This is a genomic window from Mariniblastus fucicola, assembly GCF_008087665.1.
Taxonomy (GTDB): Bacteria; Planctomycetota; Planctomycetia; order Pirellulales; family Pirellulaceae; genus Mariniblastus; species Mariniblastus fucicola.
On sequence record NZ_CP042912.1, the window covers coordinates 5,561,810 to 5,573,731 of the forward strand.

The following is an 11,922-nucleotide window of genomic DNA, read 5'->3' on the forward strand; positions in this document are numbered from 1 at the left end:
TTGTATCTAACGAACAGGGGCAGCCTTAGCCGGGCAGCGATTGCCGCGAGAGAATCTCAACGATTGCAGCCTCTGACTCTTTACGTCGAGCGCCCTGAAATCCGCCTCGCAGCTGGATCCGATGCGGAAGCACATGCAGCGCCAATGTTCTGGCATCGTCGGGAATCGCGAAGTTGCGGCCTTCCAAAAATGCCAACGCCTGAATCGCGTGATACCACGCCAGTGCACCACGTGTTGAAATACCGACACTGATATCAGGAGCTTCTCGCGTCGCGTTGACGACGTTCATCATGTACGTGACCAAAGACTCCTCAACGGTAACATCCCGTACTGCGGCACGGATTTGCACAATGTCTTCGACAGGGCAAACAGGCGAAATGCTTTCCACAGGATCGCCGCCCTTGTGGTTCAGCATGATCTGCGATTCGTATCCGCGATCCGGATAGCCCATCGACAGCCGCATCAAAAAACGGTCCAACTGACTCTCGGGCAGAACGTAAGTTCCCTCGAACTCGAAAGGGTTTTGCGTGGCAATCACCATGAACGGATCGGGTAACTCGTACGTCGTACCGTCGACGCTGATTTGATTGTCGCTCATCGCCTCAAGCAAAGCCGACTGTGTTCGCGGAGGAGCCCGATTGATCTCGTCGGCCAGCACGAAATTACTGAACACCGCGCCGTAGTTGAATACGAACGAGCCTTTTTCGGTGTTGTATACCGAGCTTCCAAGGATGTCGCTGGGAAGCAGATCCGGCGTGAACTGCACGCGGCTAAAGTTGGCATCGATACTTCGAGCGATAGCCTTCGCCATCATGGTCTTGCCGACGCCCGGAACGTCTTCCAGCAAAACGTGCTCGCCAGCGATCAGAGCAACAACGCACAGTCGAGCGACGGACTCCTTGCCCAGAACAACGGAATTGATGTTGTCCAATATCTTTTGCGACGTCGCTTGCAGAACGCCGACGTCATCGTTTGCAGAATCTGCGATAGGTTTGTCCACTGACTCGTTCTCCGTCCCACGGTTAACGCTCAGTGTAACACCAAACCGCCACAGCCTCCACAGTCAGCGTTGCGGGGCCGAGGTCTGTATGAATCCGAACCAGACAAAAAGCAAAAATCCCTCCAAATGGACGGGCTTGCTATCAGATGCGTCAGTTGATCTAGACGTTCCAGGGAGCGTCCGTGATCGAACCAAAGCGATCGATCAAGTGCCAGATCAGCAGCATCGAAGACAAAGTGATCAGCAGAAAGGAGATCAACAGCAGCGTGTTGAACAGGTCCAGTTGGTACCAGGGACGACTCGGAGCTTCAGGACTTACCATTTCAGCGGAAGTCGAGCCAACTTCACTGACGTCATCGGGAGCTTCGAAGTCGTTTGAGATATCAGACATTTGCTTTTCGGAAGTTGTCGGCGGAGACGGCGGTGAGCTTACAGTTGGTAGTTGCCAAGGTTGGCAAACAGGAAGATTGCACCCGCGGTCAGAAACAGCAGCGAGAGAATCAACATCAGCGTGTAGATGTTGATGCCCTTCTTGCGATAAACCGGAGCAGGAGCAAGTTGTGGCATCGCTTCAGCAGGCTGGCTTGAGTCGTACTCAAGAGCACCGCCGAAGTCATCCATATCAGAGTTCGCTTGTGACATAGTCGCCTTCCTGTACAGGGCTTTGCATCAGACCATCAACCGATTTCAGTACAGCAACGTCCTGACGAACCATGGTCACTTCTGCGCGACCAATGAACCGGTTCGAACGATAGATATCGAACTGGTGACCGTCGCGAATTCCGTCGTCGGATCCAAGCTTGATCGCGAACGTGCTACGATTTTGACCGATTTCGGCAACGGTTGCAGTCAGCTTTGGAACAACGTCACGAGTACGATAGTTGTCATCCAGGCCAAGTGAATTCATGATCTTGGACTTCACTGCAAGAGCCGCATTGAGATCACCAACGGTTTGCTCAAGCGTGTCCAGCTTTGTCTGTTGCTCGAACGTTTCCTGAGTCAGGTTTTTAACCTTGGCAAACTGTTCGGCGATATTGTTCTTGAGGTCTTTATTGAGAGTCTTCACGGCTTCAAGCTCTTTGTCTTGCTGAGCCACACGTGCTTCTGCTTCGCGAAGCCGGGCAAGTCGAGCCTGGTTTGATTCGATTTCGGCTTTGAGAACCTTGTTGCGTTCTTCAAGCTGTTGGTTCAGTTGGCGTGTTTGCGAAAAGAGGTTCGCGAGTTGTTGGGCACGAGCGACTTTCTCGCGCTCGATGTTCATCGCCTGTTCCTTGGTTGCGTTCTTGGCGTCGTTGACTTGACGCTCAGCAGCTTCCGCACGATTCTGAAGTTGGGCAACTTCAGCTTTCCAGTTTCGCTGAGCGGCACCGACCATCAATGCGGCTGCGAAAAAGAAACAGCTCATCAACAAAATCAAAACCGTCAGTGTATTTCCGATCAGGTTTTTCATATCTCTTCCTCTTTGAAACGAAACGACACGAGACCGCGCCGCTACTTCTGCGGATGTTTGGTTTGACTGGGTCGGTAAACTCTACGACAAGTTTCCACACGTCAGCGTGCGAAATCGGTCGATCGTCCACGAATTGAGAAAGCCCGGAAAGAACTCACCCCCAACCCAAAAAATTATAGTTGCGAGTATTTTTGAGTGTCAACGAAATTCCGAAAAACCCGTTTTACTCCGCGAAACTGCTGGGTTGATGATGCTTCGATTACCAGACTCTATACACGAATTTGATATCGTCCCGATCAGCAGCTGGCTGCAAAATCCGCCGCGATAGACCAATAAAGCCGATTGCGTCGGCAATCGAAGTCGCCACAGGACATTTTCATCCGCATAACCGGCTCAATCCGAGTCTTTACCCGACCGGCGACAACTCGCGGCTCATCTTTATCAACAGTTTTTCCAGAGCCAATCGGCCTCGACTTTCGGAAGTATGCGTCCGCTTTAACGCTGCATCGGTTTCGTTCAGCCAATCCAAAATCTGGGCTGCCCTACCCCGCCCCAACTGTTTCAGTCGGTCCTGCGCCAAATCTGCTTCGCCCCCCCAAGGCTTGAAGCCAGCCGCGCTGATGGCACTCGAAAGATCAGGGCGCTTCCCTTGCCGAACCTGACGAAGCACAATTTCCGTAGCCGTCGAATAGCGTCGCAGCGACCAGGACAGCTGCCCGAACAACGCCAGCGGATGCTCTCCGGTCTTCAAAAGCTGGTCCAAAAGCCGCACGGCTTCGCCAGCATCGCCATCGCAAGCCGCGCCGATCGCGTCCCACATCGTTCGCGTCCGCCAGCCGCCCACCACTTCGGCGACCTGATCGGCGGTGACTTTCTTGTTTTTGTCAGCGTAAAGAGCAAGCTTCTGAAGCTCCTGATCCATCCGGCCAAACTCGCAATCAGCGAGGTCGATCAACAACGCTGCGCCGGTGTTGGGCAGCTTGAAATCGTGGGTATTTTCAGCCCGCTGGACCAGCCACGAGGCAATTCGTTTGGTATCAGGATTCTTCGAGCGACCCGACAATGGAGCGTCGCAGCGGATCTGAAAGCCTTTCTTGTCGACCAACTTATATAGACGCGTGTTGGCGGCCCAGGAATCGACGACCAGCACCAACAGGTTTGAACCGCCGCTTTCGACTGCACTTTCGAGGCGATCGCGATGCTGTTTTACGAAGCTGTCGGCGTCGTCGACCAGCACGATTTTGGGCGCTCCGCCTCCGAAAAGGCTCTGCGTCGCAAGCTCGTCCATGACTTCGGCAAACTGAGCTGTTGGCCCGTCGATTCGTGTGACAGAATACTCATTCCCGTCGGCGGAAATTGCCTTGATCGCGAGCTGTTTGAGAAAACGCTCCGAACCAAATAGCACACAAACGCCACCGGTCGGGGAGGCGGAGTCCTGTTCAAGGAAATCGAATACGTGAACGGTGTTTTTGGCCATGGCGGCTTTTTAACAGATGTTTGCCGTTTCGAAGAGCCTTTAAACGGCCGTTTTGCAGCTCCAAAGGGGATTTGATGAACCCAACGGTTGCCTGTGAACTTAGTTCGCCAAAATGTGTCGATTTATGCATGCACTCACAAGATTGACATGGACTTTTGACGAAAACAGTGCAGAATTCAGAAACTTAACGACAGGCAAAAGGCCAAGTTCGCTCAAAAACATCAATTTTCAGCCAACCAGCCACCGCCAAACACCCCATCTTTCAACTTTTTCACCAAACTTCAACTATCAAGCAAGACCATGAGCGATCAATTGGACGGTGCCCAGGCTTTAATCAAGACTCTCGATGATCTGGGAATCGAGTACATCTTTGGATACTCCGGCGGAGCCGCGATTCCGATTTTTGATGCTCTTGAGACCGTGAACACCAACCTCAAGTTCGTTCTTGTGCGACATGAGCAGGGTGCAACCCATATGGCCGACGGTTACGCGCGAGCCACTGGTAAGCCCGCTGCCGTTTTGGTGACTTCGGGCCCTGGAGCCGGAAATACTGTCACCGGCTTGATGACGGCGATGATGGATTCGGTTCCGATGCTGGTGATCTGCGGCCAACAGGTGACCTGGATGCTGGGTAAGGATGCTTTCCAGGAAGCCGACATTTTTGGAATCACGATCCCGGTTGTTAAGCACAACTATCTGGTCAAGGATTCGAACGATCTGGTTCGCGTGGCAAAAGAGGCCTATCACATCGCGACCACGGGGCGACCGGGTCCGGTTCTGATCGATGTTCCCAAGAACGTTTCGTCGGGCGACTTTACTGCCGAGATGGATCCGGAAATCGAACTGCCAGGATACAACCCGGACAGCTGTTTCAAGATCGACTCGACGTCTCTCGAAGAAGCCGTTCAATTGATCAAGAGCGCGGAACGTCCGGTGATTCTTGCAGGCCAAGGCTGCATGATCTCGCGTGCGGACAAGGAGCTGATGGAACTGGCGACGACGCTGGGGGCACCGGTGACTTCGACGTTGCTGGGGAAAGGTGTCTTTCCGGAAACGCATGAGCTTTCGCTTGGGATGCTGGGAATGCACGGAACGGCATACGCCAACAAGGCGATGATTGAATGCGACATGTTGTTAAATATCGGTTCCCGTTTTGACGACCGTATCATCGGCAACCCGGAGAAGTTTTGTGCGGACGCGAAGATCGTTCACATCGACATTGATCCGGCAGAGATGAACAAGATGATTCGCCCGGATGTTCAAATCGTCGGCGATGCGAAAACCGTTCTGCAACAGTTGAACAAGAAGATCAAACCGCTGTCGACCGAGTCATGGTTGAAGAAGCTCGATGGCTACAAAACCAAGTACCCTCTTTCCTACAAAAAGCAGGGTGGCTTGCGGATGCAGCAAGTGATTCAGGAGATGTTCGAGTACACCAAGGGCGATGCAATCGTCGCGACCGACGTTGGCCAACATCAAATGTGGGCGGCTCAGTTCTTCCGCACCAACGAACCATATTCGTGGCTGTCTTCCGGCGGCGCAGGCACAATGGGTTTTGGTTTTCCAGCCGCGATCGGAGCCCAGTTTGGCAACCCGGACAAGACGGTCATTGCGATCTGTGGTGACGGTGGTTTCCAGATGACGATGTTCGAACTGGCGACGGCTCAGATTCACAAGCTGCCGATCAAGATTGTCGTTCTGAACAATCATTATCTTGGAATGGTTCGCCAGTGGCAGGAGCTGTTCTTTGACAATCGCGAATCGGGAGTTGATCTCGATGGCAATCCTGACTTCTGCAAGATGGCGGCAGCGTACGGTATTCCGAGCGTCAACATCAAGCGACCGGCTGATGTGAAACGAAAGATCGAAGAAGCTTTCGAGTACAACGATGGTCCAATTCTGATCCATGCCGAGTGCGTCAAGAATGAGAACGTGTTCCCGATGATTCCTGCGGGCTCGGCTCTGGAAGACATGCTGGTCGAGCCACCTACGACGAAGTTGGCCAAGCCAGTTGGATCAACGTAGGACAAACGTCTGTCCGCTGAATGCTGTTTCAGACAGGAAGAAATGCGTTCTTGGCCGGTTGAGGGACTTGGTGGTCCTTCGACTCGAGCCATCAGATTTAACAAGTCAAACACCCAATCATTTGCCAGAACAATGCCACAAACGATCGACACTGCGGAATCGCAAGTTTCAACTTTCTCACGACCTGACCGTCACACTCTCTCAATCAGAACGAAGAATGAACCCGGCGTTCTGATGCGGATTTGCCAGGTGTTTGCCCGGCGAGGTTTTAACATTGACTCACTGGTCGTTGCTGAAAGCCGCGACAGCAATTTTGCCAGAATGACGATCGGCATGACCGGTGCTCCGGAAGGTTTGGAACAGATCATCAAGCAAGTCAACAAGCTGATTGATGTCATCCATTGCTTCGAGCACACTTCGGACGATTCGGTCTCCAAGGAGATGGTGATGGCGAAGTTTTTGGTGCCGAAAGAAGAGCGCACCGACGCGATCAACATCATCGAACATTTCGACGGCAAGACGATCGATCTGACTCACACTTCGATTATCGCCATGATCATTGGCGAGTCAGCCATCATCGATTCGGCGATCGAGATGCTTTCTCAGTTCGAAATCATCGAAACCGTTCGCACCGGCCAAGTGGTCATGGCTCGCGGCGAACTTGAGACCTAAACCAGTCGGCACGTGTGGACGACGTTCCCTATTAACGCCGTCCAACGCCCGATTTCCGCTGAGGATGTCGTCAGGACTTCCGAGAGCCCGATGTGGCTTTGCAATTCCTGACGAGATCCTTGCTTGTTTCGCTCGCCCGTCGAAGGCAAATGCGAACAGGGCACTGTTTGGTAAATGTTAGCGGCAAGGCGCTAGCTGCCGGTCCGTTGCGCTTTTAACGGCGGCCAGGGCCGTGCCGCTCATGTTTGGTCGCGTTGACGACATGAAAATCAACTTGTCAAACAGTGCTTGGCGTCCAGCGAAGCCTTGGGCAACATCTACCGGAGCAAATCGCCCTGCCCCGAAGCCACGCTTGGAGATTCTTCCTGTCGCTGCAATACGATTCTCGGATTGCACTGCCCCAGCAGGCCGGGAAGATCGACCAACAGTGTCAGCTGCTGACCGTTCGTTGAAACGCGATACGTTTTGTGATCCGTCACGCTTGAGCCGTCTGCCTGAACCTCGACCGCACTGACGCGGTACTCGCCCGGAGTAACTGTTGGCGTGGCTTCCCAGGCTGCGATTCCCATGCCGGATTCGCGTTGGCCGGTCTGGCTGATGACTTCGACCGCAGTTTCCATTTGGCCGTCGACTTTGAACTCGATCGCCATCTCGGTCGCCAGAAAAGATTCAGCCGCAGCAGAAACCTGCCGCTGGGTCTCGGGGGAAAGTCCTTCGACAGCCTGAGCTACGGAAGTCTGGTCGAGGACACCGGTTCCCCACCAAACTCCGATCAGTTCATGCCGTGTAGCAGCTTCTTCCTTCACGTGCCCGGCCATCGCGACCGGAGTCGAACGTGACTCCTCGGGCGATGAAGCGGCTTCAGGTGCAGGCCTGGCACAGCCGGTAGTTAGGACAGATGCTGCCAGAGCAATTGTTACGCCAAGTTGAAAAATCGTCTTCGATATCGACATGGAAATCCTTTGCCATGTTTGAATTTTTGTTCGCGGATGGAAGTTGAATTACTCCCGACGAAAGCTCAGCTTCGATTTCGTGCCGGCCATGTTGGGTGGCACCAGACGAATCAGGTCTTTCTCGATGAAGCGAACTTCGTGTTCGGTTTGCTGCCCCATCAACTCGCAACTGATCTTCATCACTGCTTCTTCTTCGTCAAATTCGATCACTTTCCACAAACCATTCTTCTCGCGATTTACTTCGCCCATGCGGGTTTTCGTTTGCAGGGCTCCGCTGGCGTAAAACGAAAGCTTCATCCTTTCGCCCAAATCCTCGATTTCTTCGACGTCGCCATCGATTTGATTGACGCGTTTGGTCAGTTTTTCACCGTGCTCAATCTTCCAGGTTCCAATGAGTTTTGCGCGAATCGGATCCTGATAGCACCCGGTGCTCGCAAGGAAAACCGACGCGATCAAGAGGCAAAGAGAAATCCTTGCGAAGTCCGTGAAATGCATGGCCGTTTATCGTTTGTGTGTGAATGTACTCAATGTGAATCTTTACCAATTGTAGTGGTTTTACTGATTGCTGCTGAGTTTGAGGACGATAGATGAAGCGTGACAATAATCTCAAATGCTTAAATGATTGGTCTGGAAACAGGTCGGGGGGACGAAATGAGCAAGCTTTGTCTTGGTCTTGCATCAGCTTTTTTTCTGGTAGCAATTTCTTTTAGCGGTTGTTGTGCACCAATGGGCCCCATCGGTCCGGGTTGCACTGACCTTGGTTGTAATGACTGCAGTGGCTGCGGATCGACGACTCAATACATTGCCAACGGACCTCTCGACGCCATCCGAAATGCGCGTCGAAAAATGGTTTGCGGATCCGGTTGTGGTGAAGCTTATGTCGGCGAATGGATCAGCACGCCACCTGATGCTGCCGATCCATGCTGCGGAGACCAGTTTGTTGGTGGCGCAACCAAGTGCCGTCCTTTCTGCTGGCAGCCCGGCAACCTGTTTCGCGGACTCTATGGCCAACGTCTATGTAGTGGCGATGCGTCGTCGACTCCATGTGGCTGCGGAAGCAATGTTTGCGACGGAGGCTGCGGAACCGTCGTCTCCGGGCCGATTGTCGGCGGTAGTGTGATGGCTGCACCAGCGTCTTCCTCTTGCGGGTGTTCTGCAAGTGCACAGCCTGTTCAGCAAACGACGACGCGGATCGTCAACAGCCGACCAGCAGTTGATCGGGCCACCTCAAAACGAACGGTCGTCGCGCAACAGGCTCGCCCCCGCACGACAACTCGCTAGGCGATTGACTCGTAACGACTTGGCTGATCCTTCATCTGGTCGGCAAGTCGGTCACTCAAGCGAGACCACAGCATTTCGTCTAAACTGGACGGCATTCGATTGGATGCCGTCCAGTTTTCGTTTCATGGGCGACGCTCGACAAGACAAGCCAGCCGATTTCGTTGCATCGGACGGCGTATAAATTAACCAGGGTGTGCCCATGCTTCGCCTACGACTGTTTGCCTTTCTGTTTGCAGCGCTGCTGAGCGCCGCAACAACGATCAACGCCCAGGAGGGCCTTTGGGACGCTCAGCTTGATTCTCCAGGCGGCCCAATCCGATTCGGTCTGAAGCTGGAAAGATCCAGTGAAGAGCATTGGTCTGCCTGGTTGGTCAACGGCAGTGAACAGATCGAAGTCCCAAGTGTGAAGCTCGCTGACAACGGCAATCTCGTTCTGTCGATCGATCACTACGATTCGCAGTTATCGCTGGTTCAGGTCCCCAAGACTGATGTTTCCGACACGTCGCTGACCGGGACCTGGAAGAAACGCCGAAAGGCAAACCAGTGGGTCGAGATGAGCCTCAACGCTTCTTTGGTAAAAGAGCAGAAACCAGATCAGACGGCGGCCCCACTTTCGTTTGACGGCCGGTGGAAAGTCAAGTTCTCCAGCAGCGATTCACCAGCGGTCGGCATTTTCAAATCGGACGCCAAGACAAACGTGCTCAGCGGAACGTTTCTGACAACGACCGGTGACTATCGCTTTCTGGCCGGATCGGTTGTCGAGGACTCGATGGAACTAAGCTGTTTCGACGGCGCCCACGCTTTTCTGTTCAAAGCAAAACAGAATGACGATGGCTCACTCACGGGTGACTTCTGGTCTTCAAATACCTGGCACGAAACGTGGACGGCAACGCGCGATAAAGACGCGCAACTCCCGGACAGTTTTCAGCTGACGACTGCTACCGCTGCCAACATCAACACTCTTTCATTTCCCGATCTCAACCAGAATGAAACGAGACTCGACGACGATCGCTTTGCTGCCCCCGTTCGCATCATCCACATTTTTGGCAGCTGGTGTCCGAACTGTCACGATGCCGGAAAGTATCTGGCTGAGCTAAAAGCAAAATACGGCAACAAGATCTCGGTTGTCGGAATCGCGTTTGAACTGACTGGCGATGCCAATCGCGATGCGGTTCAGGTTCGCAAGTACCTCAAACGCCACGGGCTCGACCACCCCGTGCTGATCGGCGGCGGTTCGTCATCGAAAGACAAAGCCTCAGAAGCGATGACCATTATCGACGAAGTGCGGTCTTACCCGACTACCGTTTTCGCAAACAAGGATGGAAAGATTGTCGCCGTTCATCAGGGCTTTTCTGGACCCGCGACAGGTGAAGCCTACACTGCACTGAAATCAGGATTCGAAGCCGTTATCGAAGGAATCCTGACGTCGAACAAATAACGATCAACGGGGACTCAAAAAAGTCGCATCGCGATCACCCCAGCACGGCGCGAACTTCCGGGATCTCAATCAGATCCTGATTCAACATTCCCGCGACTTGACCGATGATCGTAACGACAGGGCTGTCGATTCCGACCTCTTTGACAACGTCGGAAATTGTCGAAACCGACCCATAAGCGACTCGTTGGTTTTCGCATGTCGCGTTTTCGATACTGGCCGCCGGCGTGTCGGAGCCAAGTCCGGCGGCGATCAGGCCGGCGGTGATCTCAGCGAGATTCTTCCGAGCCATTAACAGAACGATCGTATCCATTCGAGCCAACGCATCGAAGTCGAACGAATAGCGACCAAGTGCAGGGTCCGTCTGACCGGTCACAACGGCGAACGAGCGGGCGACTCCTCTCGACGTCACCGGAATTCCGGCGCTGGCGGCCGCAGATATCGAACTGCTCACACCCGGCACAATAAAGCACGCAATTCCATGCTCACGGCAAACTTGCAGCTCTTCATAGCCGCGCCCGAACACAAACGGGTCGCCTCCCTTGAGCCGAACCACCATGCTACCTCTGGTCGCGTGGTGAACAAGAAGCTCGTTGATCTGTTCCTGCGAAACCCGATGATGCTCAGGATACTTCCCAACATCGATCTTCTCCGCGCCTTCGCGGCACCAGTCCAACACTTCCATCGGAATCAGCCGATCATGGATCACCACATCGGCCTCCGACAGTAGCCGAGCCCCCTTCATCGTCATCAGTTCGGGGTCACCAGGACCAGCACCAACCAAATGAACCACTCCCTGTCTGGCAATCATACGATCTCCAGTTCTGGAAGCGTCAGGCGACTGTTTGAATCGACAGCTTCGGTCGCAATTTCGATGCAGATGTCTGTCATTTCCGGATAGTAGGCCATCGGTTGCTCGCAAACTGTGACTCGAACACCGCCACGCGACTCGGTCTTTTGAATGATTGGAAACTGAACGCCCGGCCCGGAGGGCAAACCAAACGCCACGGGAACATCGACCGTTGTGTGTGGCCCGCGGCTGATCAGGAACGGGACCACGACAGTGTGGCCTTCGACGATCGATGCTGCGACCAGATTGGCTTCGGGATCCTGATCGAGAAACGCAACGCGGTTGCGGGCAGCAGGAAAGGCCAGCTTGATTTTTTCAAAGAGTGCAAACGTTGACCTGGCACTGTTTCGATTTCGCCGCGTGCCATGCCCAACCAGCACGATCGTCGTGTCGGACTCTGCGATCTCGTTCTGACTCAAACGCAAGTTGACTCGCTCGACCATCAACTGTGCGACCCGTTCGTGCATACCAGCCACGGAACTGATCAACCAATCGATGTTTCCAGCGTCGGCATTTTCGGCCAGCTTTTTGGGAATGACCAAATTCAGGTAATAGCCCGAACTGGTCATCAGCGGCACAACAACGACCTTCGGAGTCGTTACTTTCTCAAGCACGTTGGTCATATTTGGCTGACCAAGCAAAAACGCAGGAACGACGTTCGCGAACACGTCCGCAGAACGAATTTGTGTCGCCAAATCCTCAACCGGCGCGTTGGAATCCGTAGCGGCTTCAGATCCGTGTGCTCCAAGAACCAAAGTTACATCGTCAAACTTTGCCAT

Annotated in this window: 13 protein-coding genes; 4 read left to right on the forward strand and 9 right to left on the reverse strand. The window is 53.6% G+C overall.

Features of this window, described 5'->3' with window-relative positions:
- Positions 1-25 precede the first annotated feature (25 nt).
- The 5 genes from MFFC18_RS20810 to holA all read right to left on the reverse strand — a co-directional run bounded on the left by MFFC18_RS20810 (position 26) and on the right by holA (position 3,927).
- Positions 26-1,000, reverse strand: coding sequence for an AAA family ATPase (locus MFFC18_RS20810; protein ID WP_075083954.1), 975 nt, complete (start codon positions 998-1,000; stop codon positions 26-28).
- Positions 1,001-1,160: 160 nt separating this feature from the next.
- The gene (locus MFFC18_RS20815) at positions 1,161-1,391 is read right to left on the reverse strand and encodes a hypothetical protein (protein WP_075083953.1); all 231 of its coding nucleotides are present in this window, start codon (positions 1,389-1,391) and stop codon (positions 1,161-1,163) included.
- Between the two features lie 38 nt (positions 1,392-1,429).
- Complete coding sequence (locus MFFC18_RS20820) at positions 1,430-1,642, reverse strand: hypothetical protein (RefSeq protein WP_148619014.1); 213 nt, start codon at positions 1,640-1,642, stop codon at positions 1,430-1,432.
- Positions 1,623-2,450: a hypothetical protein gene (locus tag MFFC18_RS20825; RefSeq protein ID WP_075083951.1), complete on the reverse strand. Its 828-nt coding sequence runs from the start codon at positions 2,448-2,450 to the stop codon at positions 1,623-1,625. Before MFFC18_RS20825 ends, MFFC18_RS20820 begins: the two co-directional genes overlap by 20 nt.
- Before the next feature lie 406 nt (positions 2,451-2,856).
- Positions 2,857-3,927 carry a DNA polymerase III subunit delta gene (gene holA, locus MFFC18_RS20830; RefSeq protein ID WP_075083950.1) on the reverse strand — a complete coding sequence of 357 codons (1,071 nt, stop codon included), beginning with the start codon at positions 3,925-3,927 and terminating at the stop codon, positions 2,857-2,859.
- A 300-nt stretch (positions 3,928-4,227) separates the two neighbouring features.
- Here holA and ilvB point away from each other — a divergent pair, with 300 nt between their 5' ends.
- On the forward strand, positions 4,228-5,952 hold the full coding sequence (gene ilvB, locus MFFC18_RS20835; protein ID WP_075083949.1) for a biosynthetic-type acetolactate synthase large subunit: 1,725 nt from the start codon (positions 4,228-4,230) through the stop codon (positions 5,950-5,952).
- 132 nt (positions 5,953-6,084) lie between these two features.
- Positions 6,085-6,624: an acetolactate synthase small subunit gene (gene ilvN, locus MFFC18_RS20840; protein ID WP_075083948.1), complete on the forward strand. Its 540-nt coding sequence runs from the start codon at positions 6,085-6,087 to the stop codon at positions 6,622-6,624.
- Positions 6,625-6,941: 317 nt separating this feature from the next.
- On the opposite strand, the gene MFFC18_RS20845 is transcribed toward ilvN, so the two are convergent.
- Together MFFC18_RS20845 and MFFC18_RS20850 are read right to left on the reverse strand one after the other, a co-directional pair.
- A complete protein-coding gene (locus MFFC18_RS20845; protein WP_075083947.1) occupies positions 6,942-7,577 on the reverse strand; it encodes a hypothetical protein in 636 nt (211 codons plus the stop codon).
- Between the two features lie 48 nt (positions 7,578-7,625).
- The gene (locus tag MFFC18_RS20850) at positions 7,626-8,072 is read right to left on the reverse strand and encodes a hypothetical protein (protein ID WP_075083946.1); all 447 of its coding nucleotides are present in this window, start codon (positions 8,070-8,072) and stop codon (positions 7,626-7,628) included.
- Between the two features lie 337 nt (positions 8,073-8,409).
- On the opposite strand from MFFC18_RS20850, the gene MFFC18_RS20855 reads away from it, so the two are divergent.
- The gene (locus MFFC18_RS20855; protein WP_148619015.1) at positions 8,410-8,697 is read left to right on the forward strand and encodes a hypothetical protein; all 288 of its coding nucleotides are present in this window, start codon (positions 8,410-8,412) and stop codon (positions 8,695-8,697) included.
- Between the two features lie 360 nt (positions 8,698-9,057).
- Positions 9,058-10,296: a TlpA family protein disulfide reductase gene (locus MFFC18_RS20860; protein WP_075083943.1), complete on the forward strand. Its 1,239-nt coding sequence runs from the start codon at positions 9,058-9,060 to the stop codon at positions 10,294-10,296.
- A gap of 34 nt (positions 10,297-10,330) precedes the next feature.
- Here MFFC18_RS20860 and cobA read toward each other — a convergent pair whose 3' ends face one another.
- Together cobA and MFFC18_RS20870 are read right to left on the reverse strand one after the other, a co-directional pair.
- A complete protein-coding gene (gene cobA / locus MFFC18_RS20865) occupies positions 10,331-11,104 on the reverse strand; it encodes a uroporphyrinogen-III C-methyltransferase (protein WP_075083942.1) in 774 nt (257 codons plus the stop codon).
- Positions 11,101-11,922 (reverse strand): CbiX/SirB N-terminal domain-containing protein, encoded by an 822-nt coding sequence (locus MFFC18_RS20870; RefSeq protein ID WP_075083941.1) that lies wholly within the window; start codon positions 11,920-11,922, stop codon positions 11,101-11,103. The genes cobA and MFFC18_RS20870 overlap by 4 nt, the downstream gene beginning before the upstream one ends.